Source organism: Thiocapsa sp. C2-2m, assembly GCF_041903745.1.
Classification (GTDB): Bacteria; Pseudomonadota; Gammaproteobacteria; order Chromatiales; family Chromatiaceae; genus Thiocapsa; species Thiocapsa roseilacustris.
In genome coordinates this window covers 123,113-146,641 of the sequence record NZ_JBBWVD010000005.1, presented here as the reverse complement: position 1 = coordinate 146,641, position 23,529 = coordinate 123,113, and the positions used below count along the sequence as shown (strand labels likewise).

Here is a 23,529-nt window from a genome sequence, read left to right as displayed (position 1 = left end):
CCGTACGGTCCTATGCCCGCCTGGACGATGCGCTCACGGGATTCCCATGAGCGACACGCCGTTTCACGGTAATGCCTTAACCGGACGCTGTTCGTTGGCTGTGACAAATAGTCATGCTGTGCACCCGGCCGACCAAGCAGCATGGATGGCGAACCGGCGATGCAGACCCGGCACGGGCTGCCGCGCACATGCACGCGCAGCAAAGCGAAGACATTGCGGCGATGGTTGCGTGCTCCTCGGTGGCGCCGGCCATCGCGATGACCTCGCCGGCGACGTACTCATGGCGGACCGGCGCGACAGCCTCGCCCGCGAGATACTCCTCGACACTGATGGATTGGGCTTCGACAAGAGTCAGTCATGGAGGGGATCCGCATTTGGTCGTTGATCCAAGAGTATCCATTTCTTTCCGGAACGGCGCCACGTGATCGATGCCCGTGCGCTCTCCACACGCGTCCGCGCCGGTCTCGATCGGCTCCGGGCGCACACGGAATGACTTACTTTACAAACTTTTACTTTACAGAATTTTCCTGAGGATCTATTGAGCGTTGAGAGTTTAGACCGCTTACCGTTGGTCACCGACCTCCGGCCGCTCGCCCCGAGTCTGTCCGATTCTCGAACGGCGGTTCGGTCCAGATCGACGCGTGCGGATGCTGCGAAGCCAAAGGCCACTGCAACGCCCCAGCGGCGAGGCACCGCGGATCTCCAACCTGAGAGGGGGTAGCGTCGGATGACCACGGAACATAGCCGTCAAGAAAACGACGCGGCGCTCTCGCCGACGCCGCCCGGCGCAGGGCCTTTAGCCACCATCCTGATCGTTGACGATACGCCGCAAAACCTCAGCGTTCTTGGTGAGTTATTACAGCCGCTCTACCGGGTGCGCGTGGCCAACTCGGGCGAGCGGGCACTGCGCGCGGCGAGCTCGCCACCTGCGCCCAGCCTGATCCTGCTCGATGTGATGATGCCAGGCATCGACGGCTATGAAGTGCTCAAGCGTCTGCGCGCCGACGTCGGGACGCGGGACATCCCGGTGATCTTTATTACGGCGATGGACGCCGCCGAGAACGAGGAATTCGGACTGTCACTCGGCGCGGTCGATTACATCACCAAGCCGATCAATCCAGCCATCGTGCTGGCGCGCGTCAAGACGCAGATCGAGCTGAAAGCGGCGCGCGATCGACTGGCCGACGAGAACACCTGGCTGGAAGCCGAGGTCGCGCGACGCATGCGCGACAATCTCCTGATCCAGGAACTGAGCATCCATGCACTCGCCAATCTGGCCGAGGCACGCGATAACGAAACCGGGCAGCACATCATCCGCACACAGATTTACGTGGAGCTCCTGGCCAAACATCTCGCGACGCACGAGCGCTTCCAGGCGGCCCTCGCCGGTCCCCGCCTGGAGCTGACGATCAAGGCGGCGCCCCTGCACGATCTCGGCAAGGTCGGCATCCCCGATGCGATCCTGCTTAAACCGGGCCGCCTAACCGCCGAGGAGATGGAGGTCATGAAGACGCACCCGGTCATCGGCGCCGCCGCGATCGATAAGGCGATGGCGCAGGCCGTCAAGGACATGGGCGACCGGGAAGCCGGGCAGGCCAGAGATGCCTTTGCCTTCCTGCAGATCGCCAGTGAGATTGCGCTTGGCCACCACGAGAAATGGGATGGCTCGGGCTACCCCGCCGGTCTGGCAGGCGACGCCATTCCTGTCTCGGCCAGGTTGATGGCGCTCGCGGATGTCTTCGACGCCTTGATGAGCCGTCGGATCTACAAGCTCCCGATGGATCTGGAGACCACAACCCGGCTCATCCTTGACGGGCGTGGCAGCCATTTCGACCCAGCGGTCGTCGATGCCTTCCTGGCCTGCCGCGAGCATTTTGCCGAGATCGCGGCGCGTTACCCGGATGAGGAGCACGCGGCCGAGTAGGCGGCGCTCGCGCGTCTGGAACAATCGGCGAGCCACCACGACCGGGAGCGGTCCAACCGACAGCCCATGCTCGCCCGGTTGCTCACCAGGAGACAACACCTGAGCCTTCCGCTTCTCCCCTGGGTGCTCTTCGCCTGTACGCTGCTGATCCTGATCCTGATGATCGTGATCGCCGTCGTCGCAGTCCGGACCCGTCGTCGTTCCAGCCCGGAAGACGAGGCCAAGCAAGGCACGCTGGCAACGCTACAGACGATCCTTGAGCAGGTTCCCGTCGCGATCCAATTGGTCGACGCCCAAACCGCGCGCTTCATCGAGGTCAATCCGGCCAGCGCCAACGCACTCGGCTATAGCCGGGCAGAGATGCTCGGGATGACGGTCGGCGACATCCAGGCCGAGATGCGGCCGCAGGACATCGCCGCAATGATCGATGAGCTGGCCAAGACCGGCAGCGCCCAGTTCGAAAGCGCTCACCGCTGCAAGGACGGCCGGCTCATTGATGTCAGCGTCAATCTGCGCTACATGCGGCAGGATGGCGGCGACGCCATTCTGGGAATCTGGCGCGACATCACGGCCGAGAAGCAGGCCGAGGCGCGGATTCGCATGCTGTCGATGGCGGTGGAGCAGAGTCCGAATGCCGTGGTGATTACGGATCTGGATGCCAGGACCACCTATGTGAACGACGCCTTTTGCCGGGCGACCGGCTACAGCCGCGAGGAGGCCCTTGGCAGGAACCCGAGTTTCATCAAATCGGGCAAGACACCGGCGGACACCTACGCGGCACTCTGGGCCGCGCTAACCGCCGGAGAACCCTGGAAAGGTGAGCTCATCAATCGAGCCAAGGACGGACGCGAGCTGGCGGAATTGGCCACGATCCTACCGCTGCGCGACCCCGATGGCCGGATCCGGCACTATGTCGCACTCAAGCAGGACGTGACCGAAACCAAGCGCATGGGCGAGGAGATCGCCACCTATTCTGCGCATCTGGAGCAGTTGGTCGAGGAGCGCACGCTGGAGCTGCAACAGGCCACACAAGCGGCTGAAGCCGCCAACCGGGCCAAGAGCGACTTCCTCGCCAACATGAGCCACGAGATCCGCACGCCGATGAACGCCATCATCGGTCTGACTCACCTGCTCAAACGCGACATCCGAGAGCCAACCCAGAACGAGCGGCTCGCCAAGGTTTCGGTGGCGGCACACCATCTGCTCCGCATCATCAACGACATCCTCGATCTCTCGAAGATCGAGGCCGGCCGGCTGCAACTGGAGCAAACCGATTTCGAGCTCGAGCGCATCATCGACAACATCTGCAGCCTGATGCGCGAGCGGGCCGCCGAGAAGCACCTCGAATTGATCGTGGACCTGCAGGGTCTGCCCCCGATCCTGCGTGGCGACGGGTTACGGCTTGGCCAGATCCTGTTGAATTTCCTCGGCAACGCGGTGAAGTTCACCGAATCGGGAAGCATCACGCTGCGCGGTTGGACCAGCGGCGACGTGCCGGGTGGACTGATGGCACGCTTCGAGGTCCAAGATACCGGGGTTGGCCTGACCCCCGAGCAGCAAGGCCGACTTTTCCAGGCGTTCGAGCAGGCCGATACCTCCACCACCCGAAAGTACGGCGGCACCGGCCTTGGTCTGGCCATCTCGCGGCGCCTGACCGAGCTGATGGGCGGACGCATCGGCGTGGAGAGTCAGCTCGGGCACGGCAGCACCTTCTGGGTCGAGATCCCCTTCGATCCAGGTCGTGTCGGCGATACGGCACGCGGCCACGCGGCACCGACCCGCGGCAAGCCTGCACTCGTGGTCGATGATCTGCCCGAGACCTTCTCCGGTCGGCCGGGGTATGGCCAGCGGCGACTGCCGCTCGGCGAAGCGGAGAGCCAGCTCCGCCGACGCGGGCACAGCCGAGTCCTTCTGGTCGAAGATAATCCAGTTAATCAAGATGTTGCGTTCGAGTTACTGGAATCGGCGGGCCTTGAGGTTGACCTAGCCGAGGATGCGCCGGACGCAACAGACACCGGCGCCCTCGGCCTGGCTGAGCATGCCGTGCCCGATCCCGATTCCGATCCAGGTCCCGGTCCAGACGGGCAGACGAGCGCAGACCTGTCCGACATCCGTCGCAAACTTGCCGCGATCGACGGCATCGATCTCCGCGCCATCCTGCCGCAATGCGCCGCGACGGATCCGCACACCATACGAGCGAGCCGTCACGCGAACAGTGACGCCAAGTGCCTGGATCCGCACCACGAACGGGTTTCCTCCGACCCTGGCGACGCAGCGCTCACGGCCGCCATCGCAAGCGAGGTCACGGGCAGGCTGACGGCGCTCCTCGCCGCGGACGACATGGCAGCGATGACGCTCTTTCGCGACAACGAACCCCTGCTGAGCGCCGCCCTCGGTCAAGAGGCCGCGGCATTCAAGCACCATCTGGAAGACTTCTCCTTCGAGGAGGCATTGAGCATCCTGCGTGCGGTCGTGGCAACGGCGCCGAAATCGCCCTGAGCCGAGACCATCATGAGTCGCCGTTCATCGCGCACCACGCCAATGTTGACGCCGGGATGGGTCTGGCACCGGGTCAGCTACCGGATCTGGATCAGCATCCTGATCGGCGCCACGTTGGCCTGGAGCGCCGCGGCGGGGGACGACGCCGCCGAGCAGCGGGTGCTGCGTGTCATCGGGGACGAGAACTACCCGCCCTATCTGTTTCGCAACCAGGACGGTCAGGCGACGGGTTATCTCGTCGATTTGTGGCGGCTGTGGGAGACCAAGACCGGCGTCCCGGTTCAGATCGATGTCGCCAACTGGGCCGAGGCCCAACGCACCCTTCTCCGGGGCGACGCGGACGTCATCGAGAACATCTATCGCACACCCGAGCGCGAGCTGAGCTATGACTTCACCGCGCCCTACGCCAATCTGCCGGTGGCGATCTACAGCCATGATTCGATTCAGGGCATCAACGACGTTGCCGCCCTGCGGGGCTTCCAGATCGGTGTTATGGATGGGGATGCCTGCGTCGAGCGCCTGCGCCGTGAGGGCATCACCAACCTGCGTCTCTACCGGGATTACACCGAGCTCCTGATGGGCGCGCTCGCCGAAGACATCAAACTCTTCTGTCTCGACGAGTATCCCGCGAACTATTACATGTACCGGCTCAATGCGCAGAAGAGCTTCCGCAAGGCCTTCGAGCTCTATCAGGGACAGTTTCATCGCGCGGTGCGCAAGGGCAATACCGACATCCTCGACCTGGTCGAGCGGGGGATGGCGGCCATCAGGCCGCAGGAACGCGAGGCGCTGCGCAAGACCTGGATGGGACAGCCGCTGCCCTATTCGGATGTCCTGCATCATGCCGCGCTGCTGGTCGGTGCGCTCGCGCTGGCGGGCCTCGCACTCCTGATCTGGACTTGGGCGCTGCGCCGGCGCGTCGCCTCCAAGACACGCGAGCTGCAGCAGGCCCTGGAGGCGGTTCACGCGGCCCGCCGGGAGAGCGAGGCAGCCCGTGATCGGCTGGAAATCGAGGTCGCGCGGCGCACCGCCGATCTCTCGGCGGCCCTGGAGGAGCAGGAGGTGCTCTTCGAGACCGCCACGTCGGGCATCGCGCTGATCACCGACCGGACCCTGATGCGCTGTAACCGACGGCTGCATGAGATCTGCGGATGGCCGCTCGGGGAGATGGTCGGCAAGTCGACGGCGATCTGGTGTCCGACCGAGGCGGCCAACCGGCCCGGCGGCGAGATCCCTGCCCCGAGCTGGATCGATCAGCCCAGTCGGCGCGAAGCACAGCTCATCCGCAAGGACGGCAGCCTCTTCTGGGCGCGCCTGAGCGGCAATGCCGTGGATCCCGACGACCCGGGCAAAGGCACGGTCTGGGTGATCGACGATATCGACAGCGAACGGGCCGCTGTGGAGAAGATGCGCGAGGCCCAGCGGCTCGCCGAAGACGCGGTGCGCCTGAAGGCGGATTTCCTGGCCAATATGAGCCACGAGATCCGCACACCGATGAACGCCATTATCGGCCTGACCTACCTGATCCTCAAGACAGAGCTGACGACCCGCCAGCGCGACTATCTGACCAAGATCCAGGGATCGAGCCAGCATCTGCTCGGGATCATCAACGACGTCCTGGATTTTTCCAAGATCGAGGCCGGCAAGCTGCACGTCGAGCATATCGACTTCGAGCTCGATGCTGTCCTGCAGAATGTCGCCGCGCTGATCGCCGAGCAGGCAGCGGCAAAGGGCCTGGAGCTGATCATCGCCACCGATGAGCGCGTGCCGGGCCGACTCGTCGGCGATCCACTGCGCCTGAGCCAGGTTCTCATCAATTTTGCCACCAATGCCGTCAAGTTCACCGAGCACGGCGAAATCAACATCCAGGTGGAGATCCTGGAGGCGACAGACTCAGACATCCGCTTGCGCTTCGCCGTCCGCGACACCGGCATCGGCATCACAACAGCGCAGCAGGCGCGGTTGTTCGAGAGCTTCCGGCAGGCCGATAGCTCAACCACCCGCAAGTACGGGGGCACCGGATTGGGGCTGGCGATCTGCCGACGCCTCGCCGAGCTGATGGGGGGCGAAGTCGGCGTGGCGAGCACGTTCGGCGTCGGCTCGACCTTCTGGTTCACCGCCCGCCTGGGAATCAGCGCGGATCAGTCACGCCGCCTGCTGCCGCGGCCCGACCTGCGCGGATTGCGCGTCCTGGTGGTCGATGACAATGACAGCTCGCGCGAGGTGCTCACCCACCTGCTCACCGGCATGACCTTCGTGGTCGATGCGGTCGACTCGGGGGCTGCCGCCGTGGATCGGGTCGTCCGTGCACAGCGCGCCGCACTGCCCTATCAGGTTGTCCTGATCGATTGGCAGATGCCCGACATGGACGGTCTGGCGACGGCTTGGGAGATCCGCCGGTTGGCGCTGGACCATCCCCCGCCTCTCATCATGATCACCGCGCATGGGCGCGAGGAGCTGATCAAATCGGCGACGGCCGCGGGCTTCTCGGACATCCTGATCAAGCCGGTGAACCCGTCTCTGCTCTTCGACAGCCTCATGCATCTGCTGACCGAGGATCCGGCGCAGCAGGATGAGCCCGCGCCGCAACCGGGTTCCTCGCCCGGCCTCTCAGCAGACAGGCCGGGCATCATCGCCGGCGCACGCGTGCTGCTGGTTGAGGACAACCTCATCAACCAGCAGGTTGCGTTGGAGCTGCTTGGCGAACTCGGGCTGCAGGTCGAAATCGCGGCCGACGGCGCTATCGCGCTTCGGAGGGTGCAGCAGGATCGCTACGATCTGGTCCTGATGGACATCCAGATGCCGGTGATGGATGGGCTCATGGCGACGCGCGCGATCCGCAGGTTGCCGGGCTTCGCGGACCTGCCCATCGTCGCCATGACCGCCAACGTGATGCCCGGGGACCGCGAGCGTTGTTTGCAAGCCGGCATGAACGACCACCTTGCCAAGCCGATCGAGCCCGATCATCTGACACGCGTCCTGGAAGAGTGGATCGCGCCACGCAGCCCGATGGTGTCGGCCGGGCGCCCTGTCGGCGCGGGTGTGCCCGCCTCCGCCGTAACCGGCGCGACTCTGCCCGGCGCCGGCGAGGCACCGGACAAGGGTATCGGCGATTTGGGTCGGATCCCCGGGCTGGACGTTGCACGCGGACTACGCCAGTCGCTCGGGCGCGAGACACTGTATCGATCCCTGCTCCAGACATTCGTCGAGACGCAGTCCAGCTTCGACAACCTGCTTGACGCAGCGCTCCAGTCAGCCGACTGGACCAATGCGCAACGCCTGGCCCATACACTGAAAGGCGTGGCGGCGCAGATAGGCGCCACCGAGGTGGCGAGCTCGGCCGCGCAACTTGAGCAGGCGTTGCGTCTGCGAGACACGACCGAGTCGCTTCGCGGACAGCGTATCCAGACCAGCCGGCAACTCGACACATTGATCGACGCCATCCGCAGTCAGGACGCGACATCGTCGGCGGCGCTGCCGATGCCGGTAGAGTCGCAGGCGCCCATCGATGCAAATCTGCTGCGGTCGGTCTGCCGGGATCTCGCCCGGGGCCTGAGCGACGACGATTTCGCCAGCAGCCAACTGCTGACCGATCACGCGGATCTACTCGGCGCGGGTTTGGCGGAGCAGTATGCGGTCATCGCCGATGCCGTGCACCGCTTTGATTTCGCCGCGGCCCTGGACGGCCTGCGCGATGCCGCGGATCGCCACGGGATCGCCCTGGATTGACCCGGGCGATGACGATACTGGTGAGGCCCTGCATCAGATGCTCCAACGCCTCCTGCACCAGCCGCTCGCTCTCAACATCCAAGGCGCTGGGGCCTCGTTGAGCAACAGCAGAACCGGATTGCGCAGCACCGTGCATGCGCTGGCGATGCGCTGACGCTCGCCCGGGAAGGTCTCGAAACCCTGCGGTAGGCGGTCGAGAAACTCGGCCGGGCTCCGACCCCCTTTTCTCGGTGAACCCCTTTTCTCGGTGTGCTCCGGTCAGTTGGTCCGTGGTGGCGAGCCGCTTCAGTTCCAGGTTGCTATGCCTCAGCGCCCAATTGGCCGATTCAGCCTTCTCTCTGGCGCAGATCAGGGCCTGCTCAGCGCGAACGCGCTCGGTGACATCGATCAGTACCCCTTCCCAGACCGTCGATCCATCGGGAAGATCGCGTGGAACAGACTCGGCGGTGATCCAGCGCACCTCGCCGTCGACGATGATCCGCGTCTGTCCGAAGAACGGCCGTTTTTCGGCAAAGGCCTCGGCATTCAGACGAACCCAGTCGTCGAAGTCCTCGGGATGGACACACGCGAAGACACTCATGGTGTCGCCTTCCGCTTCCTCCCGGCTCACTCCGCTCAGCTCCAGGAAGCGCTTGCTCATGAACGAGAACCGGACCATGGCGGCACCGGGCGCCAGCACCATGCTGTAGGTACCCACCGGGATGGCTTCGGTGACTTCGTAGGCGGTCCGCTCCAGCGCCTCCCGTGCCGAGCGCAGTTCCCGCTCCGCCTGCCGCAGTTCAGTGATGTCCATCAAGCCGACCAGCAACCGATCGTCGAGGACAACGGCGCTGATGAGCGTATCGCGCACCCGGCCGGCTTTGCAGGTGCCCCGGAATTCCCTGGCCTCGATCAGACCGTTCTCGGCGACGGCCCGCGCCACGGCGGGATGATATCGGGGACGGTTGATCCATCTAGATCTCCGTTAATTCAGGTCCAGCGTGACCCGATTGTTCAGCAACTCTGAAACAGTTTGGTCTAACATAATAGCAGGCCCCGGTTGACATCTTGGCCACGCGCCACTTGCCGCTACATGCGGCTACTCTCGGAAGTTTAGCCTTCCGTTGCTCGACCGGGGCCGCCCGACATTGGACATCTTCCCATGGCTCGTCGGTCTGAGGCGAAGCCTCGCTAGGAATGGATGAGGGCAGGGTGCCACCGTGCCGCCACACTAAAAGGGTGTTCAGTGACCGCTCGGCAAGCCAACCGGAGGATCAGCACCTTGAATGCGATTGATCTCCCTCGATTGCTCAGTCGGCGCAGCCTGCTGCGACTCGGGGTGCAGGGCGTTGCCGTTGCCGCATTGGGTGGCCTGGCCGGTTGCGCGCGCTCGCCGTTGCGTGTCGCGCTGGCGCCTTGGGCCGGCTACCAGTTTATGGCCCTGGCCGAGCAGGAGGGCTGGTACGCGCCAGATCAGGTGCAACTTGTGAAGACCGCGACGCTCGAGGAGTCGGCCAGGGCGTTGGCTGAAGGACGGGTGGATGGCGCGGCGCTGACCCTGGATGAGGTGCTTCTCCTGCGTGCCGACGGGGTGCCCGTTGAGACTGTCCTCATCATCAATGTCTCGGCCGGCGGGGATGCGCTGCTGACCCGACCGGGTCTGGGCAGCCTGTCCGATCTTGCCGGCAAACGCATCGCCGTGGAGGACTCAAGTCTCGGTGCGGTGATGCTTCACCACGTCCTGCAGGCCGCCGGACTCGCCCCGGCCGACGTCATCATCGAGCCGATGCAATTCGATCATTTGGCGGCCTGGGAGCAGCTCGCACCCGATGCCATCCTGACCTACGAGCCGGCGTTGACGCCGTTGGAGGCGCGTGGACTGGTCCGGCTCTTCGACAGCCGCGCGTTGCCGATGCGGATCCTGGACGTTCTGGCCTTGCGCACCGGGACGCTGCAGCGCCAGGGCGGGGCAGTCCGCGAGCTGATCGCCGGGCACTTCAGGGCACGCGAGCTGTGGTATCGCAATCCCATCGACACCGGCTATCTGCTGGCGCGTCTACTGGGCGTTCAGGTCGACGACGTCAAGCGCATCTTCAGCGGTCTTGATCTGCCCGACGCGCTCTACAACCGCCAATACCTGTTGCCGCCGGCACTTGAGCTGAACCAGACAGCGCGCGAGATCGCGGGGATTCTAATCGACGCTGATCTGCTGCAGGGTGTGCCCCCACTGGAGGGATTGTTCCGAGCGGACGGCTTGCCAACGGAGCCGGGATGAGCCGGCGTCTGGCGAACTGGGCGCTGCTCGTTCTGTGCCTTGGCGGGTCAGCAGCGGCTTCGGCTGAGCCGTCCCGAACGCTCCGGGTCGGGATCCTCGCCGCTGGTCCGGTCGTTGAGGAGCAGGCGCGCTGGGAGCCATTGGCGCAGCGCCTGGAGCAGCAGCTTGGCGACGTCAGCGTCAGTGTCCGGGTGCTTGGACACGCGGATCTCAACCAGGCCATCATCGCGCGTCAGGTTGATCTGCTCATCACCAATGCCGGCGATTACCTGGCGCTCAATCACCGCATTGGCCTCTCGGCGCCTTTAGCGAGCCTGGTCGGGCTTGCCGATGGCAAGCCGCAGCGCGGCTATGGCGGCGCCATCCTGGTGCGTGACGAGCGCACCGACCTGCAGCGTCTGGAGGATCTGGCGGGCGAGCGGATCGGGGCCCTGGATGTCCATCAGTTGACTGGTTTCGATGCGCAGGTCTATGAGCTGTTCAAGGCGGGTGTCCGCGTCCCGGAAGAGATTGAATCGCTGCTCACTGATGAATCCCCCGAAGCTGGGCTCGTCGCATTGCAGACTGGGCAGGTGGATGCCCTGTTTGTGCGCGGTGGCGTACTCGAGCAGTGGGAACGCGACGGTCGGGTCTCGCCCGGCACGCTGCGGGTGCTCGCCCGGCGCGATCTGCCAGGCTATCCCTATGCCTTGTCGACCCCGCTTTACCCGGCGCGTCCAGTGCTTGCGATGCCCCAGCTCGACGAGGATCTGGCGAAACGGGTCGCCGCAGCGCTGCTGATGATGCCGAGCGGCAGTGTGCCTGATCTGCACGGATTTACCCTCCCTTACGAGTACGAATCCGTCCGAGCCCTGTTGCGGGCGCTCCGGCTTCCGCCCTATGAAAGTGAATCGCTGCTGACCTGGGCCCGGGTTTGGGACGAGCATCGCGACGGGTTGATCGCCGCCATGGTCGGTGCTGCGACGATTCTGACCCTCCTGTTGGTTTTGGGCATCTATGCCGCGCGGCTGCGCGCCGCGCGTAGTGAGAGCCAGCGGCATGCGCGGGAGTTGGACGAGGAGCGCACCCGCCTGGACGTCCTGCTCACCGAGATCCGCGCCACCCAGATTCAATTGCGCGAACGGCTCAAAGAGCAGGAGTGTCTCCAGGCCGTCCTGCGCGCGACCGAGTCGATACAGACGCCTCAGGGCGAGATGCTGCGCGCGGTTGTTGAGCGGTTACCCGCAGCATGGCTTCACCCGGACGTGGCCGCCGCGGCGATCCACTGGGACGGCGAGTCCTTCGCCACGGCGGGTTTCACGGCCGCGGCGCCCGCGCTCCAGATGGCGCCGATCCGGATCGGGGATGCCGTTCGGGGGCATGTCGACGTGGTGTATCTGGAATCCCGTCCGGAGCAGGACGAGGGGCCTTTCCTCAAGGGCGAGCGTGTTCTGATCGACGCCGTTGCGGCGCGTCTGACGAGTGTCCTCGAACGTCGCATCGCGGCTGCCGCCGCACTGGAGCGCGAGGAGATCCAGCGTGGAGTCGTTGCGCTGGCCGAAGCGAATCTGCGCGCGAGCGAGGAGCGCTTTCGTCGGCTGTTCGAGGACACCAAGGAGGCCGTTGTCCTCATCGAGGACGGGCGCTACACGCATCCGAATCGGGCGACGCTCGAGATGCTGCGGATGGATCATGCTGACCAACTCGAAGGGCTCACCCCCGTCGACCTGTCTCCCGAGCACCAGCCCGATGGTCAGCGCTCCACAGTGAAGGCCGAGGCGCTGATCCAGAGAGTCTTCGAGGAGGGGGCGCTGCAGTTCGAGTGGGAGCATGTTCGCGCCGATGGCGAGCCAGTCCTCGTCGAGGTGCTGCTGACGCATATCCAACAGCCCGAGAAGAAGCTGCTGCACGTGGTGTGGCGTGACATCACCGACAAGAAGCGCGTCGAGCGGGAGCTCGACAACTACCGCCGTGATTTGGAAACCCAGGTCGTCGAGCGGACCGGGGCACTCGAAGCCTTGAACGCTCAACTCAAGCAGAGCGAGGAACGCTACGCCTTTGCATTGGACGCGAGCAATGACGGCCTTTGGGACTGGGACATCCGCGCCAATCGCACCTATTACAGCCCCGCTTATTTCGGGATGTTGGGGTACCAGCCCGGCGAGCTCGACGACGAACGGCTTGATCTGTGGTCGGACCTCGTGCACCCGGAGGATCGCGCGCCGGTCATGGAGGCCGTTGAGAACAGGTTGATGGTCGAGGGTGGCTACGAGATCGAGTTTCGTCTGCGTGCCCGAGATGGAGCCTACAAATGGATCCTTGACCGCGGTAAGGTCGTTGCCCGGGACGAGGCCGGCACACCGATCCGCGCCGTCGGCACCCACACGGATCTGACCGCGCGCAAACAGATCGAGATCCAGTTGCGCGAGGCCAAGGAGCAGGCCGAGTCCGCTAGTCGGGCCAAGAGCGCGTTCCTGGCGAACATGAGCCATGAGATCCGCACGCCGATGAACGCCATCATCGGGATGTCGCATCTGGCGCTCAAGACCGATCTGACGACTGGGCAGCGCGGCTATGTGCGCAAAATTCTCGGCTCCAGCCAGCACCTGCTCGGCATCCTCAACGACATCCTCGACTTCTCCAAGATCGAAGCCGGCAAGCTCACGGTCGACCAGCACGAGTTCGAGCTCGAAGGGCTCTTCGATACCTTCGCCAACCAACTCAATGAGCAGATCAGTCGAAAGGGCCTTGAGATGGTCATCGACATCGGCCCCGAGGTGCCGCGCTGGCTGATCGGCGATGCCCTGCGACTCGGCCAGGTGCTGATCAATCTGGGAAGCAACGCGGTCAAGTTCACCGAGCAGGGTGAGATCGACATCGTCGTCCGGGTCGCGCGGCGCACGGCCGACGAGGTGTTGTTGCGCTTGGAGGTTCGCGACACCGGCATCGGTTTGACCGATGACCAGCGGGCACTGCTCTTCCGCAGCTTCCAGCAGGCCGACAGCTCGACGACCCGCCGATACGGCGGCACCGGACTGGGTCTGGCGATCTCCAAGCGCCTCGTCGAGTTGATGGGTGGAGAGATCGATGTCGACAGCACGCCGGGCGAGGGCAGTACCTTCTGGTTCACGGCGATGCTCGGGATCGGCCGCACCGAACCGCGCCTCCTGGTGCCGCGTCCGGATCTCACCCACTGTCCGGCACTTATTGTCGACGATCACGATTACGCCCGGTCGATCCTGCGCGACATGCTCGCGAGCATGACGTTCGACGTGACCGAAGCCGATTCCGGTCCGGCCGCGATCGCTGCGGTCGACCGTGCCGCACGGGACGGTCGGCCGTTCGCCGTGGTCTATCTTGACTGGCGGATGCCGGGGATGGATGGACTGGAGGTGGCACGGCGGATCCATGCGCTCCGGCTCGATCCGGAGCCGAAACTGGTCATGGTGACCGCCCACGGCAAAGAGGAGCTGATCGCGGACGCCCGAGCGGCCGGGGTCGCCGATGTCCTGATCAAGCCGGTCCATCCCTCGATCCTGTTCGACACCACGATGGATGTCCTTGGCGGCGAGGTCCGCGGTGCGCGCGACCACATCCCCGGAACGCATCCGGAGCTGGCGCAGCTCAAAAGCATCCGCGGTGCGCGTCTGCTGGTGGTCGAGGACAACGAGCTGAACCAGGAGGTGGCGATGGAGCTGCTGACCGGCGCTGGCCTGCTGGTGGACCTCGCCGAGAATGGGGCGATCGCGGTCGAGAAGGTTCAGCAGGCACAATACGATCTGGTGTTCATGGATATGCAGATGCCCGTCATGGACGGCATCGAGGCCACGCAGGCGATTCGCCGACTTCCGGAATTCGCCGATCTGCCGATCGTCGCCATGACCGCCAATGCCATGGCCGGGGATCGCGAGCGCTGCCTGCACGCCGGAATGAATGATCACCTGGCCAAACCGATTGACCCCGAAGCGCTGTGGGCCATGCTGTTGCGTTGGATCAAGCCAGGCGATGATGCCGTTGCATCCGCTCCCGATGGACAGGTTCATCTGCCGCTTCCTGGCGTCGCCCCGGCGCTTGAGCGCTTTGCCGGGATCGATGGACTCGACACGGCTGCGGGGTTACGCCGGACACTGGGTCGGTCGGCCTTTTATCTCTCGCTGCTGCGCACCTTTATCGCCGGTCAGCAGGATTTCGCTGTGCGATTCGACAGCGCGCTTGCCGCAGGCGACCGGTCCAGCGCGCTGCGCCACGCGCATACGCTCAGTGGTGTTGCGGCGCAGCTTGGCGCTGTGACGCTGGCCGAGCAGGCCAGAGCGCTTGAGCAGCGCCTCCGTGAGAACGCACCGCTTGATTCGCTCCGTGCGCCGCGGGCCATGACCAATCAATGCCTGGACGCGCTGATCAAGGCCATCGCCGCGCGTTTGCCGGAGCATGACCTCGAACCACTGCCCGAGACGACGGTGGATCCTGCCGAGATGCGCGCCAGCTGCGAAGCCTTAGCCCGCCTGCTGGCCGACGACGACTTTGCCAGTGCCGGGTTGCTCCAGAAGGATGCGACTACGCTGCGTGCGGCCTTGGGCAGTCAGTTTCCGGCGATCGCTCAGGCCATTGATGACTATGACTTTGCCGCCGCGCTGAGCATCCTGACGCAAGCCGTTCCCGAGCTGGCGGTGTTGGACTGACAGCCTGCGGGAGACCGTGGCCAGCCCGCCCAGCAGGATCCGGACGGCGTCGCGGCGGCTCTTGCTCGTCGGTGTGTCGGACATGGCTCTCATCTCCTCGTCTTGGGGTTGAAGGCCCGGACCCGATGGGGGGCCTGGGCCGTGCGGACACCGTGGTCGGAGCCGCCAGAGCGCGGGCCGCCGCCGGCGTCGGCTGGAGGTCTCCCGGGGTCACTCCAGCATGCCGTCGATGACATTCCTGAACCAGCTGTGGGCGTAGCTCACCTCGCGCCGGCGAAGCTCCTGGAAGGCATCAACGGGCGAGACGCCGCCGGAGCCGGGGACTTCCGCGATCAGGTCGGTCGCGGCGTCGAAGGCGTAGACGCCGGCCACGGAGATGCCGAAGTCGTGGCCCAGGATGCTGCAGCAGGTGTTGACGTAGGCGGCCTCCCCCCGATGCCTGGCCGCGGAAGCGGACGACGTTGGCCGCCGCGGCCTCCTCGGCCTGGGAGTTGGCCGCGTAGGCGGACTTGGGCATCTTGGACGCGCGGGTCGCGTCGCCCAGCACGTAGACCCCAGGGTTGCGGCTGGACTCGAAGGTGCGCTTGTCGACCGGTCAGCGGTCGCTGTCCGCCAAGTCCGAATCGACGGCGATCCGGGCGGTCTTTTGAGCGGGGATGTGGAGGGGCTCCGGGTATCCCTGCGTCAACCTCCAGAACGGGCGCCCTTCCCTGGAGCGCCCGCGATCGGACCGAAACGGCTCAGCGCATCCCGCCCATGCCGGACATGCCGCCCATCCCACCCATACCGGACATCCCCGACATGCCGCCCATCCCACCCATGCCGGACATCCCCGACATGCCGCCCATTCCACTCATGCCGGACATCCCCGACATGCCGCCCATCCCGCCCATGCCGGACATCCCCGACATGCCGCTCATGCCTGCCGGCTGAAGCAGAACGCCCTGGGGCGTGACTTTGTAGGTCCCGGCCATGCCGCTCATGCCGCTCATTCCGGACATGCCGCCCATGCCGGACATCCCCGACATGCCGCCCATGCCGCTCATCCCGGACATGCCGCCCATGCCGGACATGTCCGCGATGGCAGTTGAGGTGGCAACGAAAAGCCCCAGGGTGAGCGCAAGCTTATTGACTTTCATGGATGTCTTCCTCGTTTCTGTGGTGTTGGTAACTGCCGGATTGGGGAAGTGCCGATCAAGTCGGCGCTTCCCGCGCGCGGGATACCCCGCCAATGTCAACGGCTGCAAGCCGTTGAATCTGAAGCACAACAAGTTTGGCGCCTCTTGGAGTGCGTGCTGATCAAAGGCCGGGACGGCATTCGATCTGCTTCTCCGTACCTGCCAGCAAACAACAGGCCAACACGGGCTGAACTTCCGATTCGCGGCATTGGGAGATTTCCAATCCGATGAAAACGCTCGGAAAGCGACGTCGACGGAGGTCGGTAGCGAAACATCGGCCACAGCACAAAGAAATCGATGAAACCGCAAAATTCTGCCACATTGTCAGATGCTGGTCGCTTGGAGCAACCTAATGCCCTAAGCGCTGACGATTTATTGGTTGTGACAATTGGTCATGCAGCCAACCAGCACCGTGCGGTTAAGGCATTACCCAAGATTCGGAAACTGGAACCGCAAAGGCGCGAAGTACACTAGGTTCAGCGCCTTCCTAATCCAGCACCTGGAAAAGCCGGCGCTGATGTGAGGTCGTCGCGCAGACGGGACAGAGGGCGGACGCGGGACGCGCGGTGGGCAGATGAAAATCGGCCCCGCAGGCGCGGCAGCGGCGGGTCGCGAGGGGGACTAGAGTCTGTGGGTCGGCGGCGAGCCGCTCCATCCGCACCGCGCCCCGGTTGCAGGCATCCACGCAGATACCACAGCCGGTGCAGCCGTCCGGGTCGAGGCGATAGCCTTCCGGGGTGAGCGCGATCACCTCATGAGGACAGAGCCGGACGCAGGCGTCGCAACCGGAGCAGCCTGCCTCGTCGATACGCGGGGCGTTGAGGCTCAGGCCTCCTCCCTCGCTGTGGGGGACGATCCGTCCAGGAGGCACGAAGCAGGGCGCCCCATCCCCGTCCCGTTCGGCCAGGTCTGCGGCCCGTTCCGTGGCTGCGGTCAGCACCCGGCGGAAGAAGGCCCGCCGGTCGACCTCCTCGGGACGGTGGCTGGCACGCGCCAAGGCCAGCTCTGCCGACCAGGCCGCCGACGGAAGAAAGGCTGAATCGACCAACGGTAGGCCACGACTCCGCAGCAGCAGATTCACCTCTCCCAGCGCTCGATCGAGGCGGACGACGCCCCCGCGAGGGCAGGCATCGCAATCTCCACGGGCGAACACCAGCCGGCCCACGCCATCGCGGTGCAGCTCGAGCAGCCGGCGCACTCCCAGGATGTGAAGACAGGGAACGAATGTCCCATCCCCGTCCACCTTCGCCTCCGCACAGGCGGCGAAGGCAACCTTGACCCCGTTGACCCGCAGCCGCAGGGGCCGCCAGTGCTCCAGCACTGCCCCCTCGGGACACGCCGGCGCGCACAGGCCGCAGCCGTCGCAGCTGGCCGCGTCGATGCCGAGACGTTCTTCGTCCAGCACCCAGGCCGAGTGCGGGCAGGCATCAACGCAGGCCCGGCAGGTCGCCTGCGCCATCCGGGCATGGACGCAGCGTTCGCTGACGACCTCCGGCAGGAGGTCAACCAACGCGAGCCCGGCGCCCCATAAGGTCACAGCTACCAGCCGGGTGCGGCGCCCGGAACGTACGGGCCCGCCACCTCGACCGGGGCCGACGGCGCCGCGTTCAGTCGCTCGGCCATTTCCTCCGCGGTCGGCCGAGGTTGCTCCAGGATCTCCGCGAGGAGGTCCCGGAGCTCGTCGATCCAGGCCGCGGTGAGCATGGCCAGCCCGGCGTAAAAGCGCGTCGCGCAGCGCGCCGCGACCCGGGCGGCGAAGGCGTCGATCCAATGCAGCAGGTGCTCGTCCAGGAACCGGGCCGCATCCGACAGGGCCGCCTCCCCGGGGCCCTCCTCCGTCAGCAGGTGCGCGAGAAAGCGCAGCTGATGGACCAGGTGGTCGTCCGTTCGGCGGCGCCAGTCCTCCACTGCAAGGCCGTGGCTACGGTACCAGGCCCGCACCCGGAACATGGGCTCCTGCATGGTGAGGTGGTCGTCGTCAAGCCAGACTGACTCGCAGGGTGAGGCCCCGATGCCGTGGTTGAGGTAGATGTCTGCATAGTCGGCGGCCAGATGGTCCATCGCCTCCTGGCTGTGACTCGCCGGGATCTCCGTCAGACCCTCCCGGAGCAGCTCCTCGGCCTGGCGCCCGCGCTGGGTCCGCAGCGCAATCCCGAGGAAGTCCTCGTAGCAGTGCTCCCAGAGGGAAAGCAGCAGCTCCGGGGTCAGCTCCCGGTCGTGGAGCAGGGCGAGCAGGGCGAGGTCCTCCGCCGCCGCTGTGCAGAAGCGCTTAAGGGTACCCTCATCGGGCGGGACAGCTCGCAGAACGGCATTCATGACAACTCACCCTTGCTGTGGGGGATGAACAGGATGGAGGGGCTGGTCAACTCCGGTTTAGCGAAGTTCTTCACCGCCCCACACCGGTTCCTCCCCGTAGCCGATTGTTCTTTTTTTGCCCGCCTTCGGCGTCGCGTCGACAGTCACATCGCCAAACGATGCGACTATCGGCGCTCCTTGATGGCAGATGAAAACCCTTCCCGATCCGGTACAAGATCCTCCGGCAATCGCCTAATGCCCGGCTGGCCTCCCGCTCATTCCGCTCATCCCGACTGGCACGCCCGGATAAGGGTAGAAGGTGGTCTGGCCCGATCCCTGGATGTGGAAATAGCCGCTGACCCCACCCATCGCCTCCATGCCTTCCATACCACTCATGCCCTGCATGCCGCCGGTCGCGGGCTGGTGCCTCTGCAAGGCGTCCCCCTGCCCGATGGGAAAGAGCAGCACGTCACCCTCCGCGGTTACTCGATAGTAGCCTCCCATGCCCTTCATGGCCGCGAGGGCGCTCTGCACCGACATGGCGTTGGATTCCGTCTGGGCCGGGCTTGCCGGCTGGGTCTCATCCGCCTCGGCCAGGCCAAGGCTGCCCGAGGCGGCCAAGACGGCCAGGGCTGTCGTCCCCAGGGTTTGCATCCGCGGCTTCAGGGTACCGGTCTTCATGGGCCTATCCTCCGTACTCGATTGTGGTTCGCGCATTGTTTTGCGAGTCAGCTAGCACGGCACTCAGGTCTCCACCTTCCCCTTACTGTGGGCCACGAACACGATAGAGGGGTTGGTCAACTCCGGGTTAGCGAAGTTCTTCACCGCCCGCACCGGTTCCTCCCCGGGGCCGATGGCCTTGGTCTCCTGGACATTCGCGCGCAGCAGGTCGATCGGGCCGACGTCGAGCACCCGCATCATGCAGGCCATCACACAGTAGGGCTTGCGCCCCGCCTCGATCTCGTCCACGCACAGGTTGCACTTGGAGACGATGTTCTGATCCGGGATGAACTGGGGCGCGCCGTAGGGGCAGGTCGCCTCGCACCGGCGGCAGCCAATGCACAGCGTCGAGTCGATGTCCACGATGCCGTTGTCCGCCCGCTTCCAGATGGCCCCGGTGGGACAGGCGGGCAGGCAGGCCGGCTCCGCGCAGTGATTGCAGGAGACGTTGACCTTGTAGGCATAGACGTCCGGGTAGATCCCGCCCTCCACATACTGCACCCGGCGAAAGCGCGGCCCGGCAGACAGCCCGTTCTTGTCCTTGCAGGCAATCTCGCAGGCACGGCAGCCGATACAATCCACGTTGTGATGCACGAAGCCGAGTTGCATCTCGGGCACCACCGGCTTGTACACCTCGCGCTTGCGGCGCTTGATGGCCTCTTTGATCGTTGTCTTGTCGTTCTCGTCAACCATGGGTCGATCCTCAATAAGCCCTTGCCGCCGCGTAAGCAGATGAACCGCAGAGACGCAGAGAACGCCGCGGGGACCGGGAAGCGCTCAACGAACGGCCTGCTGGCCAGCCGTTGCCCGCACCCGTTGCCCCCGCCATTCGCGTTCATTCGCGTTCATGGTGAACCAAGATCCGATTCGTGTCAGAGATCACGGCGGAAGACGTGCGCCCGGGATGTCGCAAGCTGGTCCCAGCCCGGGCGGTGCGTCAGGTCGGTCTTGGCGATGTTGCAAAGCACCGTGTTGTAGGCGAAGGCCCCGGCGGGACTCGGCTCGTCCAGGGTCAGCATGTCCGGATTGCCGGACCGGTCGACCCCGTTCTCGTCGAGATCGATCCAGGCCCCCTCGTGGAGCACCAGGACGCCCGGCATGCAGCGCTCGGTAACGTAGACCGGCACCACCACGCGACCCCGGTCGTTCCACAGCTCCGCCGTGTCGCCGGTCGCTATTCCCAGTCGCTTGGCGTCGTCGGCGTTGATGGTGACCTCCTGCTCGTAGGTCTCCCGCAGCCAGGCGCAGTTGTTGAAGATGGAGTGGGTCCGCCAGCGCGGGTGCGGGGAGATCAAATGGAAGGGGTGCCTCGCCGTCTTCGGGCTGTTGAGGGACTCCCAGGGCTCGATCCACTTGGGAATCGAGGGGATGTGATAGCCGTACATGGTCCGGGTCCAGTCGCTGATCTGGGCGAGCTGGGTGGACAGGATCTCGATCTTGCCCGATGGCGTCTGGAAGGCGGCCCCGTTCTCGATCTGGTCGCGGAAGGCGACGTGCGGCTGAGCCAGCTTGAACTTGTAGACGCCGTGCTGCTTGAACTCCTCCCAGGGCATGTCCACGTGGTGGTGGGGCATGACCTTGTTCTCCCACCACTCCCGGAGATACGCCTCCTCCACCGGATCGGGGTCGTCCCAGTAAGCCCGGGTCGCCTTGGGATTGTACGCCTGCCCGAAGCGGTCCCCCATCCCGGTGCGCTGGCCGATGCGGTAAGCCAGCTCAGTGAAGATCTGAAAGTCGCTCCTCGACTCCCCCAGTGGCTCGATGACCTTGGGCCGGTGGATGTAGTAATGGCCCTTGTACCAGGGCAGGGCCACGTCGTGGCGCTCGAAGTGGGTGGCCACCGGCAACAGCACGTCGGCGTAGAGCCCGGAGGGGGTGATGGTGGAGTCCATGCACACCACCAGCTCCAGCTTCTGGATGGCCTCGATCTCCTTGTTGATATTGGTGAGCTGGTTGAACCAGTCCGACCCGTGCCAGAAGATCCCCTTGATGTTGGGGATGACGCCGTCCATCTCGTCCTGCCGCGGCCACAACCCGATCTCCTCACGCTGAACGTTGGGATAGTTCAGCACGCAGTGGGCCCAGCGGTCGGACTTGATCGAGGAGAACCAGATGTTGGAGAACTGATCGTAGGGATAGGCCACCGCCTCCGCGTGCCAGGCCTTGCCGACGCCTTCGGCGGACCCGCCGAGCACCCCGATGTTGCCGGTCATGGCCTGCAGCGCCGCCCCCATGCGGTTGTACTGCTCCCCGTAGGCGTTGCGTCCCGGGGCCCAGGAGGCCTTCAGCGCCGCCGGCTTGGTGGATGCGTACAGGTGGGCGAGCTTCTTGATGTCCTCGGCGCTCACCCCGCAGATCTCCGCCGCCCACTCCGGGGTCTTGGGCTGACCGTCGTAGGCGCCCAGGATGTAGTCGCGGAAGTTCTCCTGGCCGTTGGGACTGCCGCTCGCCCAGTCCGGCATGGTCCCCGCATCCATGCCATGGCAGAAGCGGTTGATGAAGTCCTGATCCTGCAGGCCGTTGGCGAAGATGTAGTGGGCCATCCCCGCCATCATGGCCGCGTCGGTGTTGGGCTTGATCGGAATCCACCAGGCGTCGTAGCTGGCGGCGGAGTCCGTGTACTGAGGGTCCACCAGCACGAACTTGCAGCCCCTCTGCTTGGCCATGCGCATGTAGTAGAAGGTGTTGCCGCCGTGGAAGGTGTAGGCGGGATTCCAGCCCCACATGATGATCAGCTTCGAGTGAGCGAAGGTGTCGTCCTCGTTGCCGTCCTCGATGGTGCCGAAGGTCCAGCGGGAGCTGGCGGTGGTGCCCTGGTAGGAGGGCACCGACCAAGAGCTGGTGCGGCAGCTGAACATGCCGAGGAAGCGCCCCAGCAGGCCCTCGATCTGGTCGGACTTGTGCAACACCCCGTAAGAGGCCCCGGCGTAGCTTTGGTCGAGCAGAGCGGTGGACCCGTACTTGTCCTTGAGCTCGATCATCTTGCCGGCGACATGGTCCAGTGCCTCGTCCCAGCTGATGCGTTTGAACTTCCCCTCGCCGCGCTTACCGACGCGGCCCATTGGGTAGAGCAGCCGCTCCGCGGAGTAGAGGCGCTGGCGGTAGGAGCGCCCGCGCAGGCACGCACGCAGCTGCGGCTCCTCCTCGGTGTCCTTGCCGAAAAAGCCACCCTGCTGGTAGCGGCCGTCGTCCGTGGAGATGCGCACGATCACGTCGCCCTTCTTGTGGGCGACCAGCATGTGGCGCGAGCCGCAGTTGTGGGCGCAGCTCGTGACCACCGTCTGGAGCTCATCGTCGCGGGGATAGGGCTCGAAGGCGAAGCCCTGGGCCTCGCGCGTCTGCACCAGGCCGCCCGCGCCGACGGCGGCGGCCGCGGCCGCCGTGGTTTTGAGAAAGCCGCGTCGAGTGAGGCTGAGGCGGGCGTCGAGGAAGCGGAGATCCTGCTCGTCTTTCATGGCTTGTTACCCTGCACGTTGTCCGCCGCCGGGGTAGCTTCCACCCCGACCAGGAAGCGGGCTTCGGATTCGGTCGGACGCCCCTTCGCCCAGTCGGGCACCGCCTCGGCCATGCCCGGCCAGGGGTTGCGCGGATAGGGGAAGCTGATCCGGTACCAAGAGCGACCGCCGTGGCAGCCGAAGCATCCGTCCTTATTCTCTTTGGCAAGCGCCTCGATGGCATCGGCCTTGAGATAGTTCACCCGGTGCCGGTTGGTGCGGAAAATCGCATGGCACAGCAGGCAGTTGTCCTGGAAGGCGGCGCCGTACTCGGCCCAGGGACCCGGTACCGCCATGATCTGGTAGGGGAAGCCGCCGTGACACATGAGGCACACCTCCGGCTCCACGTGCTTGCGCTGGATCAGTGTGGGGTCACCGCCGGCGTGGGACATGGCGGTCTCCTCGCGGGGGTCGTTGCCCAGATGACAGGTGTTGCACTTGAGGCTCATGACCTGCGTCGCAAAGTCGGTCACCAGGTGACGGCGGTGGAAGGTCTCCTGATCTCCCTGATAGGTGTCCAGGGTCTGGTACCAGGCCAGGGCATGGTCCGCCGTTAGCCCTGCGGGGGACGCCTCGCGGACGCGACTCTCGAGCACTTCACGGTGGCAGGCGAGGCACTGTTCGTCGGTCGCCTCGAGAATGGCGGGTTTGAAGTGAATGGGGTCCCAGCGGGCCGCATCGTAGCCCGCCCCGTTGGGGTCAGCGGACTCGGCGTGACCCGTACCCCAGACCAGTACGATCAGGGTCAACAGACTCGCTCTCTTCATCGGGACGGATC

At 65.2% G+C, this 23,529-nt stretch carries 13 protein-coding genes and 3 pseudogenes; 6 read left to right on the top strand and 10 right to left on the bottom strand.

Annotation, left to right across the window (positions count from 1 at the left end; translation table 11 throughout):
* Window positions 1-727: 727 nt before the first annotated feature.
* The 4 genes and pseudogenes from AADX97_RS05440 to AADX97_RS05425 all read left to right on the top strand — a co-directional run.
* Window positions 728-1,153: pseudogene (locus tag AADX97_RS05440) on the top strand (response regulator); the annotation flags it as partial.
* 69 nt (window positions 1,154-1,222) lie between these two features.
* The gene (locus AADX97_RS05435) at window positions 1,223-1,924 is read left to right on the top strand and encodes an HD-GYP domain-containing protein (protein ID WP_374232443.1); all 702 of its coding nucleotides are present in this window, start codon (window positions 1,223-1,225) and stop codon (window positions 1,922-1,924) included.
* Between the two features lie 66 nt (window positions 1,925-1,990).
* Window positions 1,991-4,423 (top strand): PAS domain S-box protein, encoded by a 2,433-nt coding sequence (locus tag AADX97_RS05430; protein WP_374232385.1) that lies wholly within the window; start codon window positions 1,991-1,993, stop codon window positions 4,421-4,423.
* A 12-nt stretch (window positions 4,424-4,435) separates the two neighbouring features.
* Complete coding sequence (locus tag AADX97_RS05425; protein WP_374232384.1) at window positions 4,436-8,152, top strand: response regulator; 3,717 nt, start codon at window positions 4,436-4,438, stop codon at window positions 8,150-8,152.
* Between the two features lie 4 nt (window positions 8,153-8,156).
* Here AADX97_RS05425 and AADX97_RS05420 read toward each other — a convergent pair.
* Window positions 8,157-8,359: pseudogene (locus AADX97_RS05420) on the bottom strand (ABC transporter); the annotation flags it as partial.
* 154 nt (window positions 8,360-8,513) lie between these two features.
* Window positions 8,514-8,792 (bottom strand): annotated as a pseudogene (locus tag AADX97_RS05415) (PAS domain-containing protein); the annotation flags it as partial.
* Between the two features lie 621 nt (window positions 8,793-9,413).
* Here AADX97_RS05415 and AADX97_RS05410 point away from each other — a divergent pair.
* Window positions 9,414-10,406, top strand: coding sequence for an ABC transporter substrate-binding protein (locus AADX97_RS05410; RefSeq protein WP_374232383.1), 993 nt, complete (start codon window positions 9,414-9,416; stop codon window positions 10,404-10,406).
* Window positions 10,403-15,064, top strand: coding sequence for a response regulator (locus AADX97_RS05405; RefSeq protein ID WP_374232382.1), 4,662 nt, complete (start codon window positions 10,403-10,405; stop codon window positions 15,062-15,064). The genes AADX97_RS05410 and AADX97_RS05405 overlap by 4 nt, the downstream gene beginning before the upstream one ends.
* Before the next feature lie 210 nt (window positions 15,065-15,274).
* Here the strand turns inward: AADX97_RS05405 and AADX97_RS05400 are convergent, their stop codons facing one another.
* From AADX97_RS05400 to AADX97_RS05365, 8 genes are all read right to left on the bottom strand, one after another.
* Window positions 15,275-15,436, bottom strand: coding sequence for an FCSD flavin-binding domain-containing protein (locus tag AADX97_RS05400; RefSeq protein WP_374232381.1), 162 nt, complete (start codon window positions 15,434-15,436; stop codon window positions 15,275-15,277).
* A gap of 368 nt (window positions 15,437-15,804) precedes the next feature.
* Complete coding sequence (locus AADX97_RS05395) at window positions 15,805-16,203, bottom strand: hypothetical protein (protein WP_374239271.1); 399 nt, start codon at window positions 16,201-16,203, stop codon at window positions 15,805-15,807.
* 526 nt (window positions 16,204-16,729) lie between these two features.
* Window positions 16,730-17,779, bottom strand: a complete 1,050-nt coding sequence (locus AADX97_RS05390; RefSeq protein ID WP_374232379.1) for a 4Fe-4S dicluster domain-containing protein — start codon at window positions 17,777-17,779, stop codon at window positions 16,730-16,732.
* Window positions 17,780-17,781: 2 nt separating this feature from the next.
* Window positions 17,782-18,558 carry a molecular chaperone gene (locus AADX97_RS05385; protein ID WP_374232378.1) on the bottom strand — a complete coding sequence of 259 codons (777 nt, stop codon included), beginning with the start codon at window positions 18,556-18,558 and terminating at the stop codon, window positions 17,782-17,784.
* 231 nt (window positions 18,559-18,789) lie between these two features.
* Window positions 18,790-19,218: a hypothetical protein gene (locus AADX97_RS05380; RefSeq protein WP_374232377.1), complete on the bottom strand. Its 429-nt coding sequence runs from the start codon at window positions 19,216-19,218 to the stop codon at window positions 18,790-18,792.
* A 63-nt stretch (window positions 19,219-19,281) separates the two neighbouring features.
* The gene (locus AADX97_RS05375; RefSeq protein ID WP_374232376.1) at window positions 19,282-19,950 is read right to left on the bottom strand and encodes a 4Fe-4S dicluster domain-containing protein; all 669 of its coding nucleotides are present in this window, start codon (window positions 19,948-19,950) and stop codon (window positions 19,282-19,284) included.
* 179 nt (window positions 19,951-20,129) lie between these two features.
* Window positions 20,130-22,712: a molybdopterin-dependent oxidoreductase gene (locus tag AADX97_RS05370; RefSeq protein ID WP_374232375.1), complete on the bottom strand. Its 2,583-nt coding sequence runs from the start codon at window positions 22,710-22,712 to the stop codon at window positions 20,130-20,132.
* Complete coding sequence (locus AADX97_RS05365; protein WP_374232374.1) at window positions 22,709-23,518, bottom strand: hypothetical protein; 810 nt, start codon at window positions 23,516-23,518, stop codon at window positions 22,709-22,711. The genes AADX97_RS05370 and AADX97_RS05365 overlap by 4 nt, the downstream gene beginning before the upstream one ends.
* Window positions 23,519-23,529: the final 11 nt, after the last annotated feature.

Excerpts from the sequence above, each read along its gene's own strand:
- AADX97_RS05435 (WP_374232443.1), top strand. The coding sequence starts at position 1,223 with ATGCGCGACAATCTCCTGATCCAGGAACTGAGCATCCATGCACTCGCC.
- AADX97_RS05430 (WP_374232385.1), top strand. The coding sequence starts at position 1,991 with ATGCTCGCCCGGTTGCTCACCAGGAGACAACACCTGAGCCTTCCGCTT.
- AADX97_RS05425 (WP_374232384.1), top strand. The coding sequence starts at position 4,436 with ATGAGTCGCCGTTCATCGCGCACCACGCCAATGTTGACGCCGGGATGG.
- AADX97_RS05405 (WP_374232382.1), top strand. The coding sequence starts at position 10,403 with ATGAGCCGGCGTCTGGCGAACTGGGCGCTGCTCGTTCTGTGCCTTGGC.
- AADX97_RS05395 (WP_374239271.1), bottom strand. The coding sequence starts at position 16,203 with ATGAAAGTCAATAAGCTTGCGCTCACCCTGGGGCTTTTCGTTGCCACC.
- AADX97_RS05385 (WP_374232378.1), bottom strand. The coding sequence starts at position 18,558 with ATGAATGCCGTTCTGCGAGCTGTCCCGCCCGATGAGGGTACCCTTAAG.
- AADX97_RS05380 (WP_374232377.1), bottom strand. The coding sequence starts at position 19,218 with ATGAAGACCGGTACCCTGAAGCCGCGGATGCAAACCCTGGGGACGACA.
- AADX97_RS05375 (WP_374232376.1), bottom strand. The coding sequence starts at position 19,950 with ATGGTTGACGAGAACGACAAGACAACGATCAAAGAGGCCATCAAGCGC.
- AADX97_RS05370 (WP_374232375.1), bottom strand. The coding sequence starts at position 22,712 with ATGAAAGACGAGCAGGATCTCCGCTTCCTCGACGCCCGCCTCAGCCTC.
- AADX97_RS05365 (WP_374232374.1), bottom strand. The coding sequence starts at position 23,518 with ATGAAGAGAGCGAGTCTGTTGACCCTGATCGTACTGGTCTGGGGTACG.